Here is a 21758-nt window from a genome sequence, read left to right as displayed (position 1 = left end):
CATTATGGTTAACGAGGCCTTGCATTGCCGCCCGGCTTTCGCGCCGCTAGGGCGCGCCCGATGCTTCCCGCGCTGGCGCACATCCGCAACTGGATCTTCGATCTGGACAACACGCTCTACCCGGCGTCGGCGGACCTGTTCGGGCTGATCGACCAGCGCATGACGGCCTTCATCCAGGACCTGCTCGGCCTCGACTGGACCGCGGCGCGGGCGCTGCAGAAGGATTATTTCCACGCTCACGGCACCACGCTCTCCGGCCTGATGGCGGAACACGGCGTCGAGCCCCGCACCTTTCTCGATTACGTCCACGACATCGAGATGGATGCGCTCAGCGAGGACAAGAGGCTGGTCGAGGCGGTCGCCCGGCTGCCCGGGCGCAAGCTCATCTTCACCAATGGCGACGAGGCCTATGCCCGGCGCGTGCTTGCCCGGCTGGGCCTTGGCGAGAGCTTCGAGGCCATTCACGACATTCACGCCTGCGCCTACACTCCGAAGCCGCACCCGGACGCCTATCACGCGATGGCCGAAGCGTTCGACATCCAGCCGCCCGAGTCGCTGTTCGTCGAAGACATGGCCCGAAACCTGAAGCCCGCCAAGGCAATCGGCATGACGACCGTGTGGGTGAACAACGGATCCGAACAAGCCCGCGAGCCCGACGACCGCGCCTATGTCGATTACGAAGTGACCGACCTGGGCGCCTGGCTGCACGAAATAATGGGAGACGAACGATGACCGACCGCGCCGCGCTGACCGACACGATCGAAGCCGCCTGGGAAGCGCGCGACAAGATCGGCACGCAGACCGTGGGCGAAACCCGCGCCGCCGTCGCCGAAGCGCTGAAGCTGCTCGACAGCGGCGAGGCGCGGGTCGCCGAGCCCGATGGCCAGGGCGGCTGGCGCGTCAACCAGTGGCTCAAAAAAGCGGTGCTGCTCTCCTTCCGCCTGCACGACATGGAGCTGATCCCCGGCGGCCCCGGCACCGCGCATTGGTGGGACAAGGTGCCCAGCAAATTCTCCGGCTGGAGCGAGGCCGATTTCCGCAGGGCCGGCTTCCGCGCGGTGCCCGGCGCGATCGTCCGCCACGGCGCCTATATCGCCCCGGGCGCGGTGCTGATGCCGAGCTTCGTCAATATCGGCGGCCATGTGGGCGAGGGCACGATGGTCGACACTTGGGCGACAGTCGGAAGCTGCGCGCAGATCGGCAAGAACGTCCATATCTCGGGCGGCGCCGGCATTGGCGGCGTGCTCGAGCCGCTGCAGGCCGGTCCGGTGATCATCGAAGACGGCGCCTTTATCGGCGCACGCTCCGAGGTGGCCGAAGGCGTGATCGTTGGCGAAGGCGCAGTGCTGTCGATGGGCGTGTTCCTCGGCGCCTCGACCAAGATCGTCGACCGCGCGACCGGCGAGGTATTTGTCGGGAAGGTGCCGCCCTATGCAGTCGTCGTGCCGGGCTCGCTTCCCGGCAAGCCGCTCCCCGACGGCACGCCCGGCCCGTCGCTCTATTGCGCGGTGATCGTGAAGCGCGTCGACGCCCAGACCCGCGCCAAGACCGGCATCAACGAGCTGCTCCGCGACTAGAGCACAGGCCCAAAGTGAAGGGAAACGCGCGTCATTCGTTCACTTTGCCCGATCGATCTCCGGGACGATTCGACGCAATGTCTCGACGGTTCAAAGACGTGGCCGGTGAGGGCGAGGTGGCCGTATCAAAGACCGGTAGCTGTAGGACAGCGGAAAAGTCTGCTTTCGACCCATTGCGGACTTTGCCGAGCACCCCTTAGTCTCCCTGAGACGAACGATAGGGGCAGGCAGACATGCTGGGGAAGATTTTCAAACTGAAGCGCGAACAGGTTGCGCCAGTTGCGCTGGGTCGAGGTGGATGCCTTTCTACGGACCGCATCGTCGTCGATGGTAAGCCGGTCGGCTACATGTATCGCGAAACGCCCCACAATGAGCAGGATAGCGGCTGGCGATTTTTCGCAGGGGATGAAGACGCAGGATACATGTCGGATAGTCAGCGGCATGGCGTCTACGATGTGAACACCATCGTGAACTACGACCCCGACATTCTGCCGTTTCTCGACGCCGCTGTTGGAAGCCGTCTTGAGCGAGCCGGGGGAACCTTTCGCCTACTCGGGGACAACGAATAGCGAGCGGCAGCTTCCCACCCAAAGCGAACATTTAGTCGTCGGCTTCGCGACTACCCAATAAACTCCGCCAGCAGTGTGTTGGCGCGGGGGCCGTTCCAGTCCATGCCGCCGACGACGCGCCACACTTCCTTGCCGTCCTTGTCGTAGAGCACGGTCGTCGGCAGCATGCCGGTGTTGAACGCGAAGCCGAGCTTGTTGTCCGGGTCGCGATAGCGTTCGAGGTGCTTAAAGCCGCCCTTCGTCCAGGTCGGCGCAATGTCGACCTTGGCCGTGTCCTGGCTGACGGTCAGGACCTTGAGCTTGTCGCCGGCGCGCGCGGCAATACCGTCCAGCGTCGGCATTTCGCGCACGCACGGGCCGCACCAGGTCGCCCAGAGGTTCACGAGCACCGGCTTGCCCTTGAACGCCGCCAACGTCACCGGCTTGCCTGCGGGATCGAGGAAGCTGTCGGCGGGCATCGCCTTGCCGCGCTGCGATATGTCGAGCTTGCCAGTCAGCTCCGGCGCTTTCGCCTCCGGCACAGCGGCGGCAGACTCGTTCGCTTGCGGCTGTCCGCCGCTTTGCCTATCGCAGCCCGCGATCAGCAGAGACCCAAGGAGAAGCGCAATCAACGGCCGCACGGAGAACTCCAATGCCATGTGGGGCGGGCGCTTCGCCGAAGGGCCCGCAGCGGTGATGCGCGAGATAAATGCCTCGATCGGCTTCGACAAGCGGATGTGGCGGCAGGACATCCAGGGATCGCGCGCGCATGCGGCGATGCTGGCGCGGCAAGGCATCGTGTCCGCGGAGGATGCCGAGGCGATCGACCGCGGGCTCGAGCAGATCGCGGCCGAATACGCCGATTCGGGCGTGCCCGAGGATATGCGCCTCGAAGACATCCATATGCATGTCGAGGCACGGCTCGCCGAACTGATCGGCCCGGCGGCGGGGCGGCTGCACACGGCGCGCTCGCGCAACGACCAGGTCGCGACCGACTTCCGCCTGTGGGTGCGCGATGCGATCGACGAGATCGACACCGCGCTCGCCGCGTTCCAGTCGGTGCTGATCGGCCGCGCCGAGGAACATGCGGCGACGGTGATGCCGGGCTTCACCCACCTCCAGTCCGCGCAACCGGTGACGCTCGGCCACCATTTGATGGCCTATTTCGAAATGGTCCACCGCGACCGCGGGCGGTTCGAGGATGCGCGTGCGCGGCTGAACGAGTGTCCGTTGGGATCGGCAGCGCTGGCGGGGACCGGCTTCGACATCGACCGGTTCGCGGTGGCGGAGGAACTCGGCTTCGACCGGCCGACCGACAACAGTCTCGACGCTGTCTCCGACCGGGACTTCGCGCTCGAATTCCTGTTCGCTTGCGCCACCTGTTCGATTCACCTCTCGCGTCTGGCCGAGGAAGTGATCCTGTGGGCGAGCCAGCCTTTCGGCTTCGTCCAGCTTTCCGATGCCTGGTCGACGGGCAGCTCGATCATGCCGCAGAAGCGCAATCCCGATGCGGCCGAGCTGGTGCGCGGCCATGCCGGGCGCATCCAGGGCTGCCTCGTCGCGCTGATGACGACGATGAAGGGCCTGCCGCTCGCCTATTCGAAGGACATGCAGGACGACAAGCCGCCGGTGTTCGAGGCGCACGACCTGCTGGCGCTGTCGATCGCCGCGATGACGGGCATGATGGGCTCGATCGCCTTCCGCGCGGACCGGATGCTGCAGGCGGCGGAGGCAGGCTTTGCCACCGCCACGGACCTCGCCGACTGGCTGGTGCGCGAAGCGGGCGTGCCCTTCCGCGAGGCGCACCACATCGTCGGCAGCGCCGTGAGGCTCGCGGAGACCGAAGGCGTCGCCTTGGAGCGGCTGAGCATCGAGCAACTGAAAGCGATCGATCCGCGGATCGACAACCGGGTGTTCGGCGTGCTGAGCGTGGGCGCATCGGTCGCCTCGCGGACCAGTCACGGCGGCACCGCGCCGGATCAGGTCCGCGCGCGGATTGCGGAGGCACGCGCGACGATCATGGGAGACGAGGAATGAAGCGCATCCTGATCGGAGCTGCTTTGCTCGCGCTCGCCGCGTGCGGGGGCAAGGAGGAGCTGCGGCCCAAGACCGGCCAGAGTCTGCCGCCCAAGCCCGCCGCCGAGCCGACGCCGCTCACGCCGACGCAGATGATCACGCCCTCCGTCCAGGCGCGGCCGCAGCGATCCGACGAGCTGCTGAAACAATCGCAGGAACGCCGAGACGACCGTTTCGACCTGCCGCCACAGTAGAGATCATGGACCATTTTCAACTGAGAAACGGCGAGCTTTACGCCGAGGACGTGCCGCTGGCCCGCATCGCCGAGGAAGTCGGCACGCCCGTCTATGTCTATTCGCGAGCGACGTTCGAGCGGCATGCGCGCGTGTTCCGCGAGGCGCTGGAAGGCCTGGGGCGAGTCCACCTCGCCTTTGCGGTCAAGGCGAACCCGAACCTTGCCGTGCTGCGCTTGCTGGCGCGGGCGGGTTATGGCGCCGACATCGTGTCGGGCGGCGAAATGGAGCGCGCGCTTGCGGCAGGCATGCCGGCCGAGGGCATCGTGTTCTCAGGCGTCGGCAAGACGCCGGCCGAGCTTGCGCAGGGCCTCGACGCGGGCATCGGTCAGTTCAACCTTGAGCATGAGGAGGAAGGGCACGTCCTCTCCGCCCTCGCCGCAGCCCGCGGGCAGCGCGTCTCAGCAACGCTTCGCGTCAATCCGGACATCGACGCCGGCACGCACGAGAAGATCTCGACCGGCAAGGCGGACAACAAATTCGGCGTGCCGATTGGCACCGCGCCCGAGATGTATGCCAGGCTGGCGGCGCTTCCCGGCCTCAACATGCGCGGCGTCGCGTGCCATATCGGCAGCCAGCTCAGCACCGTCGCGCCGCTGGAAGCGGCCTATACGCGCATCGGCCGGCTGATCGCCGACCTGCGCGCGGCCGGCTGCAAGGTCGATCGCGCCGATCTCGGCGGCGGGCTCGGCGTGCGCTACCGGCCGGAAGACGTCGTGCCTTGGCCGAACGACCTCGGCGAAATGGTCGCGCGCGTGACCAAGGGCTGGGACGTTGAGCTGATGTTCGAGCCCGGCCGCGTGATCGCGGGCAACGCCGGCGTGCTCCTGACCAAGGTGATCTGGGTGAAGCCGGGCGTCGTCCATCCCTATGTGATCGTCGACGCGGCGATGAACGACCTCGCCCGCCCCGCACTCTATGGAGCCTACCACCATTTCGAGGCCGTGCGCCCATCGGGCGAGCACATGACCGCGCACATCGCCGGCCCGGTCTGCGAAACCGGCGACACCTTCGCGATGGGTCGCGACATCGATCGGGTGCAGAGCGGCGACCTCGCGATCTTCCGCACCGCCGGCGCCTATGGCGCGACGATGGCCTCGACCTACAACAGCCGCTCGCTAGTCCCCGAAGTGATGGTGGACGGCGATCGCTATGCCGTGGTCGCCGATCGGATCAGCGCGGAAACCATCATGCAGGCCGAGCGCGTGCCGGAGTGGTTGAACGATTGAGCGCCGATTGGGTGAACTCAAAACCGGTTCGGGCTGAGCTTGTCGAAGCCCTCCCTTCGTTTCTTCGGTTGCCCCCAAGAAAGGGAGGCCTTCGACAAGCTCAGGCCAAACCGGTTAGGAAGCGTCGTGCACAGTCTTCCGATCTTCGTCCGCCTGCAGGGCCGGCCGGTCATTCTGGCCGGCGATAGCGATGCCGCGGAGGCGAAGCGCCGCCTACTGGAACGCGCTGGAGCGGTGATCGTCGGTGAGGATCAAGACGCCGCTCTGGCCATCGTCGCGATGGAGCAGCCGGAAGCGACAGCTGCGCGGCTGAGAGCACGGGGCATTCTCGTCAATGTCGCTGACCGGCCGGACCTTTGCGATTTCACCCTGCCCGCCATCGTCGATCGCGATCCGGTGCTGATCGCGATCGGAACCGGGGGTGCATCGGCCGGCTTGGCGAAAGCGCTGCGGCAGCGGCTGGAGTCTCTGCTTCCCGCATCGCTCGGCGCGCTGGCGACGGGGTTGCGGGAGGCGCGGGCGACCATACGCGCGCGCTGGCCCGAGGCGGCGGAGCGGCGGCATGCAATCGACGCCGCGCTTGAGCCGGGCGGGTTGCTCGATCCGTTTTCCAGCCGCACCGATGTCGGGGACTGGCTGGGCAAAGCGGCGGGTCCTGCCGAGACTCAGATCGTCCCTTTCCGCCTCGCATCTCCCGACCCTGACGATCTCACGCTCCGCCAGGCACGGCTGCTCGGGAAAGCCGATCGCGTCTATCACCGCGCCGATGTGCCCTCCGCCATCCTCGATCGCTCGCGCGCGGATGCGACGCGGATCGCTTGCGATCATCCGCCCGTTTCGCCTCCACCCGGCCTGTCGATCGACATTAGCATGGAAACCGCATGAAGCAATTCGCTTATGTCGACGACGGCGCCACCGGAAGGGTGGTCTCGCCCGAAGAAGCAGCGCACGCGAACGGCGCGGCGAAGCTGGTCTGGATTCACCTCGACCAAAAGGACGACGCCACTGAAGCTTTCCTGGCCGATAAGCTGAAGCTCAATCACATCGTCGTGAGCGCCCTGACTGCGCTCGAGACGCGCCCGCGCTGCGAGGCAATGGGCGAAGGTGCTCTGATCAACCTGCGCGGCCTGTCGCTTCAGGACGAGCCGGAGGCGGACGAGCTCGTCTCGATCCGGATGTGGATCGGCCGCGGCTGCATCGTCTCGGTCGCGCGCTACACGATGCGGCCGCTGCCGACCCTGTGCGACGCCTTCAAGGCCGGGAAAGTGAAGGATCCGGGCGATTTCGTCGCGATGCTCGCCGACCTCATCACTGCCGATCTCGACCCCGATGTCGCGGAGCTTGGTGATCAACTTGATGAATGCGAACTGATGCTGGACGCGAGCCGCACCTTCCGGCTGCGGCGCGAGATCGCAGGCACCCGCGCCAAGGCGATCGAATATCGCCGCTTCGTCGCGCCGCAGCGCCAGGCCCTCGAACGGCTATCGGCGCTGGATTGCGACTGGCTGGAGGAAGACGACCGGCTCCATCTCGGCGAATCGGCCGATCGTTTCGCGCGCATGGCGGAGGAGCTGGAAAGCATCCGCGAGCGCGCCGCGCTGATGCACGAGCAGATCACCGACTTGCGCGCCGAAGTGATCGACACCCGCGCGCTGCTGATCTCGATCGTCGCGCTGATCTTCCTGCCCCTGACCTTCCTGACCGGCCTTTTGGGCATGAATGTCAACGGCATACCGTTCGCCCATGAGCCCTGGGCGTTCTGGGGCGTGGTCGGAGTGTGCGTGTTGATGGCGGTCGGAATCGCCGCCTGGTTCCGCTACGCCCACTGGCTCCGCTGAGCGACACGACCGGCAAACTGATCCGAATCAGGAACTCGCCTCCCCGCGGATCGTTTTGCGGCCGACTTCAACAAGTCAGGAGTGAAACGATGAGCATTCGAGCCCATGCGCGCAATCTTGCGCTTTCGGGGTTGCTGCTCGCGGTCGCCGCGCCGGCGATGGCGGGCGAGAAGGATCGGGCCCGGCAGTCGATCGCCGAGGCCGACGCGAAGATCGCGGCCGCCCTTGCGGCGGGCGGCGCGACAGCAGACTCGTCGCTGTCAACCGAGGCCCAGGCCTCGCTGCGGGCCGCACGCGAACAGCTCGGCCGCGGCCATGAGCGGCAGGCGATCAACGCGGCGCTAAAGGCGTCGGAACTCGCCGACCGTGCGCTCGCCGAGGCGCAGAAGTCGCAACAGGCGGCCGGCGCCGCTGCTGCCGTGAACGCTGCCCAGACCCAGGCTGCGGTCGATGCAGCGCATGATCAGGCCGCCGCTGCCAACGCGCGTGCCGATGCCGCTCAGGACGCGGCGCAACAGGCCGCCGCTGCCGCCGAAGCCGCACGCGCGCAGGCCGCTGCAGCCGCGGCGACGCCTGCGCCGGCTCCTGCCCAGACCACGGTGACCACCTCCACACAAACGTCGGGCACCGCGGTCACTTCCGGTTCGAGCGCGACGGTGCGCAAAGCGCCGGTGCGCAAGCGTGTGACGACCACGCACACCACCCGCACGACCCCAAAAGTGACAACGACGACGACAGTCAAGACGGGTCAGTAAGCCCGCTTCCTCGCCCGTCCGCTTCGAGGCTTTGCGCCACGAAGCGGACGGGCGTTTTCTATTCAGCGACGTAGCGCCACGGGTCGCCCGGTGCAGGCCGGGCCCAGATCGTGAAGAAGGGGATGGTCCTGGGGCCGTCCGGCTTCGGGTTGTTGACGTGGAGCAGGCCGTAGCTGAGGCCCATGTCGCCCGATGGGGCGACCATCACTTCATCCGCGGCCCAGGTGACCGAGCTGACCGGCTCGGCCGGCCCGACGCCCTCGCCAATCGCCCGCGCGCCGATGGTGATGCCTTCGCCCGTGCCGAGATTGATAGAATCCGGGCGGCCCCATTTCTGGAATGCCGCGCGCAGCCCGATCTTCTGCGCCTCGGCGGAAAACGCGCCTTCCGACGCCTTGAGCGTCGCGCCGGCGTCGCCGTCGCGCTTGCCGCCCCAGGCAAGGATGGGGTTGCCGGGCGCGAGCGAAAGACCTTCTTTCATGCCCAGACGCTTGTAGCCGAACACGCGCCAGCCCTCCGGCCGCTTCACCCAATAAGCGAGATATTTGAGCGGCTGCGGCGCGCCGTCTTTCGGCCGCACCGTCATCGCGCCGTAAGTGAAGCCGTGCGTGCCATCCGCTGAAATGCCGCCGCCGAGCGGCGTCCATTCGACGGCCGATGTGGCGTTCTCAGGCTTGGCGGCGAGGCGCGCGCGGATCGCTTCGGCGCCGCGGATCAGGTCCGGCGCGCCGCCGGAGACGAGCACCGCATCCTTGTCCATCATCGCGGCGAGCGCCGAGACCAGATCCTTGCCACGCGCCTGTTCGGACCAGCCGCGGTCAGCCGCAATCAGGTCCAGATAGGCCGACTGGGCGGCCGCGGCGGGCGAGGGCCTGGCAAGCGCAGGCGCGGCGGGAACGGCGAGCGCCAGCGCGCAGAACAGCAGATGACGCATTGATCCTCCCTTAGTTCGGGAGAGGTGAAAGCGTCCGCGCCGTGCTCGGGCAAGGGTGGCTTCTGCCAACGGCCGAGCACGCTCGACCAAGGCGCGCCAGCCGCTGACAGGCGTCGACGAACTACTCGGCAGCTTGCGCGATCTCCGGGTCTTTCCAGACGAGCACCGGTTTGCGCGCAGCCAAGGTCTCGTCGAGACGGCGGCGGGGGGCGAAATGCGGCGCGGCCTTCAGCGCCGGATCGCCCGCCTTGGCCCGTTCGGCAACCGAGCGGAGCGCGCCGATGAACTGGTCGAGGTTGGCCTTCGACTCGGTCTCGGTCGGCTCGACGAGCATCGCGCCATGGACGACGAGCGGGAAATACATCGTCATCGGATGGAAGCCTTCGTCGATCAGGCCCTTGGCGATGTCCAACGTCGTGAAGCCCTCGGCCATGCCGTCATCGGAGAACAGGGCTTCGTGCATGCACGGGCCGCTCGGCCCGAACGGCGCATCGAGCACATCCTCGAGGCTGCGCAGGATGTAGTTGGCGTTGAGCACGGCGTCTTCGCTGACTTGCCGCAGGCCATCGGCACCGTGGCTCAGCATGTACGCGGCGGCGCGGGTGAACATCCCCATTTGACCATGGAAGGCAACCATGCGGCCGAAGCTGTGCGCGTGATGCTCCTGCGCGGTTTCCTCCTCGACGAGATGGAAATGGTCGCCCTGCTTTTCGACGAACGGCAGCGGCGCGAAGGGCGCGAGCGCGGCCGAGAAGACGACGGGGCCGGAGCCGGGGCCGCCACCGCCATGCGGCGTCGAGAAAGTCTTGTGCAGGTTGATGTGCATCGCGTCGACGCCGAGGTCGCCGGGACGGACCCGGCCGACGATCGCGTTGAAGTTCGCGCCATCGCAATAGACGAACGCGCCAGCCTCATGGACGGCGTCGGCGATGCGCTTCATGTCGCGCTCGAACAGGCCGCAGGTGTTGGGATTGGTGATCATCACCGCGGCAACATCCGGGCCGAGCCGGGCCTTCAGCGCCTCGAAATCGACTCGGCCTTCGGGCGTCGCCGGGATGTTCTCGACCCGGTAGCCGGCGAAAGCGGCGGTGGCCGGATTGGTGCCGTGTGCCGATTCAGGGACGAGCACAACGGCCCGGGCATCACCGCGCGCCTCTAGCGCCGAGCGGATGGCGAGCAGGCCGCAGAGTTCGCCGTGCGCGCCAGCCTTGGGGCTCATCGCGACGGCGGGCATGCCGGTCAGCGTCTTCAGCCAATGCGCGACCAGATCGATCAGTGCATAGGCGCCCTGCACCGTCTCCTGCGGTTGCAGCGGGTGGACGTCGGCGAAACCGGGCAGCCGCGCGGCCTTTTCGTTCAACCGCGGATTGTGCTTCATCGTGCACGAGCCGAGCGGGAAGAGGCCGAGGTCGATCGCGTAATTCTGGCGGCTGAGGCGGGTGTAGTGGCGGACCGCTTCCGGCTCGGAGAGGCCGGGGAGGCCGATCGGGCGGGTGCGGAGGAGACCCTTCAAATCCTCCCCGGAACGGGGAGGGGGACCAGCCGAAGGCTGGTGGAGGGGGCCCTCCAACCGCGCAGAGTCGACCGGGCCCCCTCCACCACCGGCTTCGCCGGCGGTCCCCCTCCCCGTTCCGGGGAGGATTTCGGGAATGTCCACCCCCGTCGTCTGCTCGTCGCCGATTTCGAAAATCAGCGGTTCCTCGAGCATCAGTGCGCGGTTGCCGGTGAAGGTGTCGGTGTTGGCGGCGGCTTCGCCCTCGGGGCGGGAGACGCGGCCCTGGCGGTTCATGCTCATGCGAGTTCCTCCTGAAGGGCGGAGGCCAAAGCCTCGACATCCTCCGGCGTGGTGGTTTCGGTGACGGCGACGACGAGCCCGTTCTCAAGCGCATCGACGCCCGGATAGAGGCGGCCGAGCGACACGCCCGCGAGAATGTCGCGCTCGGCGAGGCGGCGGACCAGCGGCCGGGCTTCCTTCGACAGCTTCAGCGTGAACTCGTTGAAGAAGCTTTGGTTGACCAGTTCGACGCCCGGCACCCGCGCCAGCCGTTCGGCCGCGGCGCCGGCGCCGGCATGGTTCAGCTCGGCCAGCCCGCGCAGGCCTTTTTCGCCGAGCAGCGTCATGTGGATCGAGAAGGCGAGCGCACACAGCCCCGAGTTAGTGCAGATATTGGACGTCGCCTTTTCGCGGCGGATATGCTGCTCACGGGTGGACAGCGTGAGGACGAAGCCGCGCTTGCCTTCGGCGTCCAGCGTCTCGCCGCAGAGCCGGCCCGGCATCTGGCGGACGAATTTCTCCTTGCAGGCGAACAGGCCCACATAAGGGCCGCCGAACTGCAGTCCGACGCCCAATGACTGGCCTTCGCCGACGACGATGTCCGCGCCCATCTCGCCGGGCGACTTGATCAGGCCGAGCGCGACCGGCTCGGTCACCACCGCGACCAGCAGGGCGCCTTTCTCGTGCGCCCGCGCAGCCAGCTGCGACAGGTCGCCGACACGGCCGAGAATGTCGGGATACTGGACGACGACGCACGAGGTGTCGCCGTCGATCTGATTCAGCAGCGTGGCGGCGTCGGTCGCGGCTTCCAGTTTCGGCAGCGCCGTGTGCAGCTCGTCGCCGGTAAAGCGCGCCATTGTTTTCGCGACCGAGACGTAATGCGGGTGGAGGCCGGCGGAGAGTAGCGCCTTTTTCCGGCGCGTGACTCGGCCGGCCATCGCGATCGCTTCCCAGCAGGCGGTCGAGCCGTCGTACATCGACGCATTGGCGACATCGCAGCCGAGCAGCCGCGCGACCTGCGTCTGGAACTCGAACAGCATCTGCAGCGTGCCCTGCGCGATTTCCGGCTGATAGGGCGTGTAGGCGGTCAGGAACTCGCCGCGTTGGATGATGTGGTCGACGCTCGCGGGAACGTGGTGGCGATAGGCGCCGCAGCCGAGGAAGAACGGCACGTCGCCGGCGACGGTGTTCCGGCGGGCGAGCGCGGCGAGCTGGCGCTCGACCGAAAGCTCGGAAGCATGGTTGGGCAAGCCGGCGATCGGGCCGGAGAGCCGCGCTTCGGCAGGCACATCGACGAACAGGTCGTCGATGCTGCCGGCGCCGACGGTGCGCAGCATCGCGCCGCGATCGGCGTCGGTGAGGGGCAAGTAACGCATTTACGAGGGCTTTCTCATCGTGAAGCGGAGGCGGACGTAATCGGCGATCCAGCGGCCGTCTGGCTGGCGCAGCGCGGGGGCGGCGCGCTCCTCGGCCTCGGCGGTGACGGCGTCGATCTCGGTTTCGGGGACGTGCGCGGCGTCGAGGAAGCCGGCGCGGAAGGTCTTGTACCAGGCGGCGGCGCCGGCGGGCAGCGGCGTCGGGCGGTCGATCAGCCATGCCTCGACGTCGCCGAAGCCGGCACCGGCATAAACGTCGGTGAACTCCTCAGGCGAGGCGTACCATTGCGGGTCTTCGGCCGGGACCGGATAGCCGCGCGCGTTGAGCACTTCGCGGAGCGCGCTGCGTAGCTGGGCAATGTTTCCCGCCCCGCCCTGCTCGCCGACGAAGCGGCCGCCGGGCTTGAGCGCGCGGAAAACCCCGCGCGCGACGGCCGCCGGATCGAGCATCCAGTGGAGCGCTGCATTCGAAAAGACGGCATCGAACTCGCCGTCGAAATCGAGCGCCTGCCCGTCCATTACCCGCGCATCGAGCCCGCGCGCCTTCGCGGCGGCAATCATCTCGGGCGAGGCGTCGACGCCGACCACTTCGGCGCCGGCCGCGACCAGCGCCTCGGTCAGCACGCCGTCGCCGCAGCCGAGATCGAGGATGCGCTCGCCGGCGCGCGGGGCGAGCAGCTCCACCACCGCCCGGCCGAGCTCCGGCACGAAGGCGGCGTTCTTGGCGTAGTCGGTCGGCGACCAGCGGGATGTGGGGTTGAGCATTGGCGATCCTTAAGCCCCTCCCCTTCAGGGGAGGGGTGGGGGTGGGGCTGTCAGAAGCATCGGAGCGGGTCACGTCCCCACCCCAACCCCTCCCCTTCAGGGGAGGGGTGGGGGTGGGGCTGTCAGAAGCATCGGAGCGGGTCACGTCCCCACCCCAACCCCTCCCCTGAAGGGGAGGGGCTTGCTGCCTCACAGCCCCGCCACGAACTCCTTGTACGCGCCTTCGTCCATCAGGCTGTCGAGCTGGGACGTGTCGCTCAGGCGCATGCGGAAGAACCAGCCGTCGGTTTCCGGCGCGGTGTTCACCAGGTCGGGGGTGTCGGCGAGGGCGGCGTTGCCCTCGGTCACTTCGCCGGAGACCGGCGCGTACACGTCGGACGCAGCCTTCACCGATTCGACGACCGCCGCCTCGCCGCCCTGGGTCAGGGCGCGGCCGGCTTCCGGCACTTCGACGAACACGACGTCGCCGAGCTGGCTCTGCGCATAATCGGTGATGCCGACGGTGGCGGTGTCGCCCAAAACGTCGATCCACTCATGGTCCTTGGTGAAATAGCGCGGCATCACTTGGCTCCCTTGCGGTGATAGCGGTGGGGGACGAACGGCATGGCCGTGACTTCGGCATCGAAAATCTTGGCGCGCTGGTTGAGGCGCACGCGCGTGCCCGGCTGGGCGGCAGCGAGCGGCACATAGGCCATCGCGATCGGCCGCTCGAGGCTGGGCGAGAAGCCGCCGGACGTCACCTTGCCGACCTCAGAGCCGTCCGCGTCCACCACGACCGCGCCCTCGCGCACCGGCTGGCGGCCTTCGACCAGCAGGCCCACGCGCTTGGTGATCGGCCCTTGCTCGCGCTCCATCAGGATATGCGCGGCGCCCGGGAAACTGCGTTCCTCGCGCCGGCGCTTCGACAGCGCGAAGCCGAGATCGGCCATCACCGGCGTCGTCTCCTCATCGAGATCGTGGCCGTAGAGCGGCAGGCCCGCTTCGAGGCGCAGCGAATCGCGCGCGCCGAGGCCGATCGGCTTTACTTCCGGCTGCTCCGTAAGCAGGGCCGCCAGCTTGTCGACATGGCTGGCGGGCACCGAAATCTCGAACCCGTCCTCGCCGGTATAGCCCGAACGGCCGATGCCGAGCTTCACGCCCTCCCAGACGAGCCCCGTCCCTTCCATGAAGAACAGGCTGCCCGCCTGCGGAAAGAGGCGCGTCACGGCGTCGGCCGCCCTGGGCCCTTGCACCGCGAGCAGCGCTTGATCCTCCAGATGATTGAGCACGATCTCGTCGGGCAGATGCTCGCGCAGGTGCGCGATGTCGTCCCATTTGGTCGCGCCGTTGACGACCATGTAATAAGTGCCGCCGCCGAGGTTCGTCACCATCAGGTCGTCGAGGATGCCGCCGCTCTCGTTCAACAGCAGCGAGTAGCGGACCTTGCCTTCGCCCAGCCCCTTGATGTCGCCGGGCAGCAATTTCTCCAACTCGCCCGCGGCGTCCGGGCCGCTGATCAGAAGCTGACCCATATGGCTGACGTCGAACAGGCCGGCGTTCTCACGCGTCCAGAGATGCTCGGCCATGATGCCTTCGTACTGGATCGGCATATGGTAGCCGGCGAACGGCACCATCCGGGCGCCGCGCGCGCGATGCCAGCCGTCGAGCGGGAGGGTCTGGGTGGGAAGATCGTCCGTGTCGCTCACCGGCATTCTCCGTGACTGGCAGCAGCATTCCCTCACGGAAACGCATCGGCTGCCCCCTCTGTCACGGGAACCTGAGAGCTTTCGCCGGACGCTTGGCCCGGCTTACCCCTTCGGTGGCCCGCCCCTTTCGGAGCGAACTCTTTCCAGAGTGTCGCTTAAAGCGTCCGCGGTCCTTGGACCTGAGAGATTCCGGGGCGGTTGCTCCTTCGGCGTCCTGATCGAGATCAGGAACTCTCCCGCGAACGCCCGACGGTTGCCCGCCGGCGACGTCAGCGGCTCTGACCGTGCCCGCGCCGCGAGTCAACGCCCACGCCATATTCGTACACAAGCGTTGCGCCTTTCCAGCCGGAATAGCCGAGCAACACCACCGCGACGGTCGAGAGCACGAGGCCCATCCGCATGACGTAATCGGGACCGCCGCTCATGCGCCACGCGAAGCTGCCGATCTCGATCAGCACGACCGCGACGTTCGCGCCGAAGTGTTTGGTTGCCGCCGGAATCGCCCGCACGCGTTCGTCGCCGAAATAGTCGATCATGCCGAAGATGGCAGCAATCGCAGCAGTCACGATGCCGAGCCCCAGGGTGATCAGCCCGAACGTCGCCCAGGTGAGATCGCGGCTATGCCAGTAAAGCAGGTCGCAAACCCAGGACGCGATGAACAGCACGATCGGGAACATCACCACCATCGGGTGGATGGGGTGGCCAGCGATCTTCGCCGTGCTGCGCGGATGGTCCTCGTCCATCCTCCGCAAACGCGGGCGGGGACGCGGCCGTTCCTTTGATCAGAAAGTGCGTGCCTCGACTTCGCTCGGCATGGACGATTGAGAGCGGCCTTGCTCCACCCCGTCCATCCCGAGCGAAGTCGAGGGACGCACCGTCACCTTTACCGCGTCGCGTTGTACTGGAGCTGGTCGGGCGTGAGCTGAAAACCCACGAGCAGTTCGAAGCTGGCGCGCGCCACCGCCGAGCGGACGCCCGGCTCCGACATCGGATCGACCGCGGCGTCCTCGCGGCCCGCCTTGCGCTTCTTGAGGATTTGCGCGCGGACGTTTTCAGGGAGCGTTGCCGCCGAACGCGTGATCGTCGCCGAGCCCTGCGCCGACGTCTGGGCACGGTCCTGACCAGCGGCGAAGTCGATCGCGACCCGGCTGACGCGCTTCGAATAAACGACGTTGCCGCCGCGCATCACGGTCACGAAATAAGGCAGCACCACCTGACGCGGCGCAGTCGCATCGCGGCGGCGAGCGAGCACGTCGAACGTGACGGTCGCCGCCACTTCCGGTCCTTCCGCCGTATCGTCGCAGGTCAGGCGCAGGTTGGTGATCGTCGCCGTAACGTCGATCGCGCGCGCGTCGCGGCTCTGCGGCGGATCGAACAGCGTGACGTCGCCGGTATAGGCAGGCACGCCCGCCGCCGGGCAGGCCGAGCGCGCGACGCGGATGCCGCCCGCCGGATCGAGCTCGCCGGCGCGGGAACAGGCGCCGAGCGTCAGAGCGAGGGCAGCGGCGGCAATGGCAAGGCGAAGCGACAAGACGGGAACCTCGGTCTGGGCAGGAAGGCGCGGAGCATAGGAAGCTGCCCCAAATCAGGCAAGCGACGCTGGTATCATGAACACCGATCGCCTATCTGCGCAGGCAACATGACATCGTTGCCTGTCCTGAAGCTGCTGATAGCGGCGCCCCGCGGCTTTTGCGCGGGCGTCGACCGGGCGATCCGGATCGTCGAACTCGCGCTCGAACGCTATGGCGCGCCCGTTTATGTGCGCCACGAGATCGTGCACAACCGTTTCGTCGTCGATGCGCTCAGGGCGAAAGGCGCGGTGTTCGTCGAAGAGCTGGACGAAGTGCCGGACGATGCCCCGGTGGTGTTCTCCGCGCACGGCGTGCCGAAATCCGTGCCCGCGGAAGCCGAAGCGCGGGGCCTGCATTATCTCGACGCGACCTGCCCGCTGGTTTCCAAAGTGCACAGCCAGGCCGAGAAACTGGTCGATGCCGGCAAGCACATCCTGTTCGTCGGGCATGGCGGCCATCCGGAAGTGATCGGCACGTTCGGTCAGGTGCCGGATGGGCGGATCACCTTGGTCGAAACGCTGGCCGACGTCGAAACCCTTGCGCCTGCCGATCCTGACAATCTGGCGTTCCTGACCCAGACGACCTTGTCGGTGGACGACACTGCCGCGATCGTCTGCGCGCTGAAGCATCGATTCCCAGCGATCCAAGGTCCGCGCGGCGAGGACATTTGCTACGCGACCTCGAACCGACAGGCGGCCGTCAAGGCGATCGCGCCGCTGTGCGACGCAATGCTGGTGATCGGCGCCCCGAACAGCTCCAACTCGCTGCGGCTGGTGGAAGCGGCGGAACGTGCCGGCGCGAAAGCGATGCTGGTGCAGCGCGGCGAGGATGTGGATTTCGCCTGGCTGCACGGCGTGCGCACCCTGGGACTGACCGCCGGAGCTTCGGCCCCCGAACAGCTCGTCCGCGAAGTGGTGGCGAAGCTTTCCGAGCGCTATGCGATCGAAGAGGAGCAGATCGCGACGGCTGCGGAGAATATGGTCTTCAAGCTTCCGCGCGCGTTGCAGGCGGCGTGACCGGCCCGACCGCGCGGGCAATGGCGGCGGCAATCGTGTCCCGCCGGTAAGGCTTGCGGACGACTTCCAGGCTGCCGGCGCGGCCCTGCACCACTTCGTCGCTATAGCCGCTGGTCAGGATCACCGGCAGGTTCGGGTGAGTGTCACGCAGGCGTTTCGCCAACTCGACGCCGCTCAGCCCCGGCATCACGACATCGGTGAAGACCAGATCGACCCGCTCTTGCTGCAAGATCGCCAGCGCTTCCTCGCCATTGGCCGCGTTCAGCACCGTGCAGCCGAGATCGTCCAGCAAGTGGCGCGCGAAGTCGCGGACCCGCTCATTATCCTCGACCAGCAACACGCGCAGGCCCTGCGGCAGCTCGTGTTGCTGATTGCCGGTGGCGTTAGAGGACAGAGGCTTGTCCGTGCGCGGCAGCAGCAGCCGCAGCGTGGTTCCCTTGCCCGGCTCCGATTCGATTTCGGCGCGACCACCGGTCTGAGCCGCGAAGCCGTGGAACTGGGAAAGGCCCAGGCCTGTGCCTTTGCCGACCGGCTTGGTCGTGAAGAACGGCTCGAACGCGCGGTCGATGATCTCACGCGGCATGCCCTGGCCGGTATCGGTGAGCGCGATGCAGACCAGGCCCTCCGCCTCCTTGTTGGCCGTGGCGATAGTCAGCCGGCCGCCGTCGGGCATCGCATCGCGCGCATTGATCGCGGCGTTGAGCAAGGCAATCTCGAGCTGGGTGGGGTCGGCTTCCACGCGCCACAGGCCGGGAGCCAGGTCCAGTTTCACCTCGATCGTGCTGCCGAGCGTGCGCCCGAGCACTTCGGCCCAGGCGTCGAGTCGGACATTCACGTCCAGCACTTCGGGGGTCAGCGGCTGGCGGCGGCTGAAGGCGAGCAGCTGGCTCGTCAGCGTCGCCGCGCGATCCGCCGTATCGGTGATCGCGTCGAGATAGCGCAGGCGCCGCTCCTCGCTCAGGCCGCCACGCTGCAGCAGCTCGGCCGAGCCGCGGATCACCGTCATCAGATTGTTGAAGTCGTGCGCGATGCCGCCGGTCAGCGCGCCCAGGGCTTGCAGCTTCTGCGACTGGGCGAGCGCCGCACGCGCTTCTTCAAGCTCCTCCTCCCGGCGCTTTCGGTCGGTCACATCCCGCGTGATCTTGGCAAAGCCGACATGTTCGCCGGCCTCGTTATAGATCGGATCGATCGTCACATTGGCCCAGAAGCGCTCGCCATTCTTGCGGACGCGCAGCGCTTCGCGCTCGTATTTTCCTTCGCGTAGCGCGGTTTGGAGCGCACGTTCGGGCTCGCCATTGCCCTTGTCTTCTTCGGTGTAGAAACGCGAGAAATGCTCGCCGACGATCTCGTCGGCGGAATAGCCCTTGATCGCCTGCGCGCCCGCGTTCCAGTTGGTCACCCGCCCGTCGCGGTCGAGCATGTAGATCGCATAGTCCTTTACGCCCTGGACCAGCATGCGGAACTGCTGCTCGCTCTCGTAAAGCGCCCTCTCCGCCTTTTTCTTTTCGGTGATGTCGCGCGTAATCTTGGCAAAGCCGATCAGCGCGCCATCGTGCGTGCGGACCGGATCGAGCACGACATGCGCCCAGAAGCGCGTGCCGTCCTTGCGGACACGCCACCCTTCCGATTCGAACCGTCCCTCCGCCGCCGCGATCTCGAGCGCGCGCCAGGGTAGGCGCGCCTCGCGGTCTTCGGGCGTGAAGAAACGCGAATAATGCTCGCCGATGACCTCGTCGGCTTCATAGCCCTTGAACCGGCGTGCGCCCGGGTTCCAGGTCGCGATCCGGCCGTCGGCGTCCAGCATGTAGATCGCGTAATCGGTGACAGCGTTGACGAGCAGCTGGAAACGATCGTCGATCGGAACGGCAGACGAGGTGCCGGTTTCGGGCATTGCAAACCTTCTAACGGGCCGGAACCGCGCCCGGCCGGGACGTTCCCCCCGCCCAGACGCCGTTCCTAGCTCCTACTCTCGCCAGATCAAGCGCTTATGCGCCCGCGCGCCGCACCGCGCCCTTATGTGTCCCAACCCCGGACGACCGGCGGCGAAAGGGACGATGCGGGCGGTCGCCCGCCGGCCGCGCGCGCTGCTCTTCGTGACGGCGCTGGGCGGTCGGCTTGGCCTGGGTCGGCTTAGGCAGCGACGCCTTGGCCTTCTCGAAATTCTCAGGCAGCGGCACCGGCTCGAGCTGCACGCGCGTCAGCCGCTCGATCTGCTTCAGGTATGCGCGCTCCTCGCCATCGACGAAGCTGATCGCGATGCCGTCACGCCCGGCGCGCGCGGTGCGGCCGATGCGGTGGACATATTGCTCCGCCACGTTCGGCAGCTCGAAGTTGAAGACGTGGCTGACGCCCGACACGTCGATGCCGCGCGCGGCGATGTCGGTCGCGACGAGGATCTTGATCTCGCCCGAACGGAACGCCTGCAGCGCCTGGGTACGCTGCGGCTGCGACTTGTTGCCGTGAATCGCCGCACAGCCGATGCCCGCCGCCTGCAGGTTGCGCACGACCTTGTCGGCGCCATGCTTGGTGCGGGTGAAGACGAGCGCGCGGTCGATCGGCTCGGACTTGAGCGTCAGCGTCAGCAGTGCCTGCTTCTCGGCCTGGTTTACAAAGGTCGCGAACTGGCGGACGCGCTCGGCGGTCGAGGCGACCGGCGTCACCGCGACCTTGACCGGATCGGTCAGGAAGCGGTCGCCCAGCTCCGCAATCGCCTTCGGCATGGTCGCCGAGAAGAACAGGGTCTGGCGCTGCTTCGGCAGCATCTGGCTGATCCGCTTCAGCGCGTGGATGAAGCCCAGGTCCAGCATCTGGTCGGCTTCGTCGAGCACGAAGACTTCGACGTCACGCAAAGTGAGGGCGCGCTGGTCGATCAGGTCGAGCAGCCGGCCCGGCGTCGCGACGACGATGTCGACGCCGGGGCGCATCTTGTTGATCTGGCGGCCGATCGGCACGCCGCCGAACACGGTTTCGACCGACAAGCGCATGAAGCGGGCATAGTCGCGGAACGACTGCGCGATCTGAGCGGCCAGCTCGCGGGTCGGCGAGAGGACGAGCATGCGGCAGCCGCCGATGGGGGTCGGCTTCGGGTGGCGGGCGAAATGGTCGAGGCTGGGCAGCGCGAACGCCGCCGTCTTGCCGGTGCCGGTCTGCGCGATGCCGCACAGGTCGCGGCCTTCCAGCACCGGCGGGATCGCTTTGACCTGGATCGGCGTGGGATCGTTATAGCCCTTGGCCGACAGAGCCTTGAGAATCGGCTCGGCCAGGCCGAGGTCTGTGAATTTCGTCATGAATTACTCGCAAAGATGCGGATCGACGGCGCGCACCTTGCGCGGCCGCGGAAACGCGGGGTTGGTTTGACAACCCGCGTGAAAAGGGAAGCCTGTTGGCAGGAGCGCTAAGCGGTGCGGCCGGGCTCTAGAGAGCTGTTCACGCTGCCGGACCATCGGGGACAAGCCCCGTGCGCAGCGGCCATATGGCGATGGAATGCGGCGGAAGCAAGGCGGACGTCAAAGCCGGTCGAGCGTCAGCCATTTCCGGTCGCCGCTCCAACGCTTGTCGACTTCCCTCATGCTCGCGTCAGCACCGGCGACATTGCCCGACGCCTTTTGAGCCTGGCCGCGACCCCAGAGCGCCCACACATTGTCGGGCCGGCGCGCGAGTGCACGAGTTAACGCCTCTAAAGCCGGGCGTGCGTCGCCGGCCTTCAACAGCGCGGCGCCTAGCGAAGAATCCAAAGGCTGGTGCCACACGGGCGGCTCGCTGGCGCCGACTTTCGCTTCTATCTCCGCCGCGCGCGAAAAGCGCTGCGCGGCCCCGCGGTAATTCCTGTTCGCCAACTCGATCCGGGCGACGGCGACATGCTCGGCGATGCGGAGCAGCGGGAGGTCGCTGTCCGCCAGCTTGTCGCGCAACGCTTCCTTGCGCATCAGCAACAGCTCGTCGTGGGCCTGCCCGGTCTCGCCGCCCCGCGCCATCGCCTCGATCCTGAGCGCGCGCCACAATGCGTGCACGGCAAGCTGGTCCGAGGTCGGCTCCGGGCGGGCGAGCAGCTCTGCCGGCGTCGAGAATTGCGACCGCACCTGCCACGCGGTCGACAGCAAAGCCTGGACATAGGCCGGTCCTCGCGGACGCGAGGATGCTGCCAACGCCTCCAGCCGGGCCGCAGCGGCAAGCGCGGCTGCAGCGTCCCCGCGCTGCTCGGCATCGAACGCGGCCCGTTGCTCGTCCGTCCAAACCGCCGCGATCTGCCGCGCGTCATCCTGTGGCCGAGCGGCAGCCGCCGGCTGTGACAGCACCAGCAAGGCGACGCCAAGGACCAATTTGCGCATGCGCGCCTCCCCTTTCGACGCAACCGTTAGGGTTGGCGGCAGGGCTTGTCGAT

Annotated in this window: 22 protein-coding genes and 2 riboswitches; of the genes, 10 read left to right on the top strand and 12 right to left on the bottom strand. The window is 67.3% G+C overall.

What is annotated here, in order from left to right; genetic code table 11:
- Positions 1-60: 60 nt before the first annotated feature.
- The 3 genes from ACFSCW_RS01635 (at position 61) to ACFSCW_RS01625 (ending at position 2146) form a co-directional block, all read left to right on the top strand.
- On the top strand, positions 61-732 hold the full coding sequence (locus tag ACFSCW_RS01635) for a pyrimidine 5'-nucleotidase (RefSeq protein WP_380886216.1): 672 nt from the start codon (positions 61-63) through the stop codon (positions 730-732).
- Positions 729-1577, top strand: coding sequence for a 2,3,4,5-tetrahydropyridine-2,6-dicarboxylate N-succinyltransferase (gene dapD / locus ACFSCW_RS01630; protein ID WP_380886215.1), 849 nt, complete (start codon positions 729-731; stop codon positions 1575-1577). Before ACFSCW_RS01635 ends, dapD begins: the two co-directional genes overlap by 4 nt.
- Positions 1578-1810: 233 nt before the next feature.
- Positions 1811-2146: a DUF2185 domain-containing protein gene (locus tag ACFSCW_RS01625; protein WP_380886213.1), complete on the top strand. Its 336-nt coding sequence runs from the start codon at positions 1811-1813 to the stop codon at positions 2144-2146.
- 50 nt (positions 2147-2196) lie between these two features.
- On the opposite strand, the gene ACFSCW_RS01620 is transcribed toward ACFSCW_RS01625, so the two are convergent.
- The gene (locus ACFSCW_RS01620) at positions 2197-2766 is read right to left on the bottom strand and encodes a TlpA family protein disulfide reductase (RefSeq protein WP_380886211.1); all 570 of its coding nucleotides are present in this window, start codon (positions 2764-2766) and stop codon (positions 2197-2199) included.
- 16 nt (positions 2767-2782) lie between these two features.
- Here ACFSCW_RS01620 and argH point away from each other — a divergent pair, with 16 nt between their 5' ends.
- From argH to ACFSCW_RS01590, 6 genes are all read left to right on the top strand, one after another.
- Positions 2783-4162 carry an argininosuccinate lyase gene (gene argH / locus ACFSCW_RS01615; protein WP_380886209.1) on the top strand — a complete coding sequence of 460 codons (1380 nt, stop codon included), beginning with the start codon at positions 2783-2785 and terminating at the stop codon, positions 4160-4162.
- Entirely contained in the window at positions 4159-4395 is a 237-nt protein-coding gene (locus ACFSCW_RS01610; protein WP_380886207.1) for a hypothetical protein, read from the top strand. The genes argH and ACFSCW_RS01610 overlap by 4 nt, the downstream gene beginning before the upstream one ends.
- Before the next feature lie 5 nt (positions 4396-4400).
- Positions 4401-5663 carry a diaminopimelate decarboxylase gene (lysA, locus tag ACFSCW_RS01605; RefSeq protein ID WP_380886205.1) on the top strand — a complete coding sequence of 421 codons (1263 nt, stop codon included), beginning with the start codon at positions 4401-4403 and terminating at the stop codon, positions 5661-5663.
- Positions 5664-5789: 126 nt separating this feature from the next.
- The gene (locus ACFSCW_RS01600) at positions 5790-6548 is read left to right on the top strand and encodes a precorrin-2 dehydrogenase/sirohydrochlorin ferrochelatase family protein (protein ID WP_380886203.1); all 759 of its coding nucleotides are present in this window, start codon (positions 5790-5792) and stop codon (positions 6546-6548) included.
- Positions 6545-7501 (top strand): zinc transporter ZntB, encoded by a 957-nt coding sequence (locus tag ACFSCW_RS01595; RefSeq protein WP_380886201.1) that lies wholly within the window; start codon positions 6545-6547, stop codon positions 7499-7501. The genes ACFSCW_RS01600 and ACFSCW_RS01595 overlap by 4 nt, the downstream gene beginning before the upstream one ends.
- Before the next feature lie 89 nt (positions 7502-7590).
- A complete protein-coding gene (locus ACFSCW_RS01590; RefSeq protein WP_380886199.1) occupies positions 7591-8256 on the top strand; it encodes a hypothetical protein in 666 nt (221 codons plus the stop codon).
- A gap of 58 nt (positions 8257-8314) precedes the next feature.
- Here the strand turns inward: ACFSCW_RS01590 and ACFSCW_RS01585 are convergent, their stop codons facing one another.
- From ACFSCW_RS01585 to ACFSCW_RS01550, 8 genes are all read right to left on the bottom strand, one after another.
- The gene (locus ACFSCW_RS01585) at positions 8315-9190 is read right to left on the bottom strand and encodes a Cif family virulence factor (RefSeq protein WP_380886197.1); all 876 of its coding nucleotides are present in this window, start codon (positions 9188-9190) and stop codon (positions 8315-8317) included.
- A gap of 121 nt (positions 9191-9311) precedes the next feature.
- A complete protein-coding gene (gene gcvPB, locus ACFSCW_RS01580) occupies positions 9312-10979 on the bottom strand; it encodes an aminomethyl-transferring glycine dehydrogenase subunit GcvPB (RefSeq protein WP_417766390.1) in 1668 nt (555 codons plus the stop codon).
- Between the two features lie 2 nt (positions 10980-10981).
- Entirely contained in the window at positions 10982-12340 is a 1359-nt protein-coding gene (gcvPA, locus tag ACFSCW_RS01575; protein WP_380886194.1) for an aminomethyl-transferring glycine dehydrogenase subunit GcvPA, read from the bottom strand.
- On the bottom strand, positions 12341-13105 hold the full coding sequence (locus ACFSCW_RS01570) for a class I SAM-dependent methyltransferase (protein WP_380886192.1): 765 nt from the start codon (positions 13103-13105) through the stop codon (positions 12341-12343).
- Between the two features lie 189 nt (positions 13106-13294).
- Positions 13295-13666: a glycine cleavage system protein GcvH gene (gcvH, locus tag ACFSCW_RS01565; RefSeq protein WP_380886190.1), complete on the bottom strand. Its 372-nt coding sequence runs from the start codon at positions 13664-13666 to the stop codon at positions 13295-13297.
- Positions 13666-14796 carry a glycine cleavage system aminomethyltransferase GcvT gene (gene gcvT, locus ACFSCW_RS01560; protein WP_380886188.1) on the bottom strand — a complete coding sequence of 377 codons (1131 nt, stop codon included), beginning with the start codon at positions 14794-14796 and terminating at the stop codon, positions 13666-13668. Before gcvT ends, gcvH begins: the two co-directional genes overlap by 1 nt.
- Before the next feature lie 42 nt (positions 14797-14838).
- Positions 14839-14947, bottom strand: a riboswitch (glycine riboswitch).
- Positions 14948-15039: riboswitch (glycine riboswitch) on the bottom strand.
- A gap of 20 nt (positions 15040-15059) precedes the next feature.
- Entirely contained in the window at positions 15060-15533 is a 474-nt protein-coding gene (locus ACFSCW_RS01555; protein ID WP_380886186.1) for a DUF2231 domain-containing protein, read from the bottom strand.
- Between the two features lie 140 nt (positions 15534-15673).
- On the bottom strand, positions 15674-16321 hold the full coding sequence (locus ACFSCW_RS01550; RefSeq protein WP_380886184.1) for a hypothetical protein: 648 nt from the start codon (positions 16319-16321) through the stop codon (positions 15674-15676).
- A gap of 108 nt (positions 16322-16429) precedes the next feature.
- Here ACFSCW_RS01550 and ispH point away from each other — a divergent pair, with 108 nt between their 5' ends.
- On the top strand, positions 16430-17377 hold the full coding sequence (ispH, locus tag ACFSCW_RS01545) for a 4-hydroxy-3-methylbut-2-enyl diphosphate reductase (RefSeq protein WP_380886182.1): 948 nt from the start codon (positions 16430-16432) through the stop codon (positions 17375-17377).
- On the opposite strand, the gene ACFSCW_RS01540 is transcribed toward ispH, so the two are convergent.
- The 3 genes from ACFSCW_RS01540 to ACFSCW_RS01530 form a co-directional block, all read right to left on the bottom strand.
- A complete protein-coding gene (locus ACFSCW_RS01540; RefSeq protein WP_380886180.1) occupies positions 17346-19268 on the bottom strand; it encodes a hybrid sensor histidine kinase/response regulator in 1923 nt (640 codons plus the stop codon). The genes ispH and ACFSCW_RS01540 overlap by 32 nt on opposite strands.
- A gap of 94 nt (positions 19269-19362) precedes the next feature.
- A complete protein-coding gene (locus tag ACFSCW_RS01535) occupies positions 19363-20664 on the bottom strand; it encodes a DEAD/DEAH box helicase (RefSeq protein WP_380886178.1) in 1302 nt (433 codons plus the stop codon).
- Between the two features lie 219 nt (positions 20665-20883).
- Positions 20884-21705 (bottom strand): tetratricopeptide repeat protein, encoded by an 822-nt coding sequence (locus tag ACFSCW_RS01530; protein WP_380886176.1) that lies wholly within the window; start codon positions 21703-21705, stop codon positions 20884-20886.
- Positions 21706-21758 lie beyond the last annotated feature (53 nt).

The organism is Sphingomonas tabacisoli, assembly GCF_042678385.1.
GTDB lineage: Bacteria > Pseudomonadota > Alphaproteobacteria > Sphingomonadales > Sphingomonadaceae > Sphingomonas_B > Sphingomonas_B tabacisoli.
The sequence above is the reverse complement of the archived record's forward strand: the minus strand, read 5'-3'. Positions and strand labels throughout refer to the sequence as shown.

What these genes read in the sequence shown, in the direction of transcription:
- ispH (WP_380886182.1), top strand. Translation starts at nt 16,430, where the DNA reads ATGACATCGTTGCCTGTCCTGAAGCTGCTGATAGCGGCGCCCCGCGGC.
- gcvPA (WP_380886194.1), bottom strand. Translation starts at nt 12,340, where the DNA reads ATGCGTTACTTGCCCCTCACCGACGCCGATCGCGGCGCGATGCTGCGC.
- ACFSCW_RS01595 (WP_380886201.1), top strand. Translation starts at nt 6,545, where the DNA reads ATGAAGCAATTCGCTTATGTCGACGACGGCGCCACCGGAAGGGTGGTC.
- ACFSCW_RS01625 (WP_380886213.1), top strand. Translation starts at nt 1,811, where the DNA reads ATGCTGGGGAAGATTTTCAAACTGAAGCGCGAACAGGTTGCGCCAGTT.
- ACFSCW_RS01610 (WP_380886207.1), top strand. Translation starts at nt 4,159, where the DNA reads ATGAAGCGCATCCTGATCGGAGCTGCTTTGCTCGCGCTCGCCGCGTGC.
- ACFSCW_RS01535 (WP_380886178.1), bottom strand. Translation starts at nt 20,664, where the DNA reads ATGACGAAATTCACAGACCTCGGCCTGGCCGAGCCGATTCTCAAGGCT.
- ACFSCW_RS01570 (WP_380886192.1), bottom strand. Translation starts at nt 13,105, where the DNA reads ATGCTCAACCCCACATCCCGCTGGTCGCCGACCGACTACGCCAAGAAC.
- gcvH (WP_380886190.1), bottom strand. Translation starts at nt 13,666, where the DNA reads ATGCCGCGCTATTTCACCAAGGACCATGAGTGGATCGACGTTTTGGGC.
- ACFSCW_RS01555 (WP_380886186.1), bottom strand. Translation starts at nt 15,533, where the DNA reads ATGGACGAGGACCATCCGCGCAGCACGGCGAAGATCGCTGGCCACCCC.
- dapD (WP_380886215.1), top strand. Translation starts at nt 729, where the DNA reads ATGACCGACCGCGCCGCGCTGACCGACACGATCGAAGCCGCCTGGGAA.
- argH (WP_380886209.1), top strand. Translation starts at nt 2,783, where the DNA reads ATGTGGGGCGGGCGCTTCGCCGAAGGGCCCGCAGCGGTGATGCGCGAG.
- gcvT (WP_380886188.1), bottom strand. Translation starts at nt 14,796, where the DNA reads ATGCCGGTGAGCGACACGGACGATCTTCCCACCCAGACCCTCCCGCTC.
- ACFSCW_RS01590 (WP_380886199.1), top strand. Translation starts at nt 7,591, where the DNA reads ATGAGCATTCGAGCCCATGCGCGCAATCTTGCGCTTTCGGGGTTGCTG.
- lysA (WP_380886205.1), top strand. Translation starts at nt 4,401, where the DNA reads ATGGACCATTTTCAACTGAGAAACGGCGAGCTTTACGCCGAGGACGTG.
- gcvPB (WP_417766390.1), bottom strand. Translation starts at nt 10,979, where the DNA reads ATGAACCGCCAGGGCCGCGTCTCCCGCCCCGAGGGCGAAGCCGCCGCC.
- ACFSCW_RS01585 (WP_380886197.1), bottom strand. Translation starts at nt 9,190, where the DNA reads ATGCGTCATCTGCTGTTCTGCGCGCTGGCGCTCGCCGTTCCCGCCGCG.
- ACFSCW_RS01540 (WP_380886180.1), bottom strand. Translation starts at nt 19,268, where the DNA reads ATGCCCGAAACCGGCACCTCGTCTGCCGTTCCGATCGACGATCGTTTC.
- ACFSCW_RS01635 (WP_380886216.1), top strand. Translation starts at nt 61, where the DNA reads ATGCTTCCCGCGCTGGCGCACATCCGCAACTGGATCTTCGATCTGGAC.
- ACFSCW_RS01530 (WP_380886176.1), bottom strand. Translation starts at nt 21,705, where the DNA reads ATGCGCAAATTGGTCCTTGGCGTCGCCTTGCTGGTGCTGTCACAGCCG.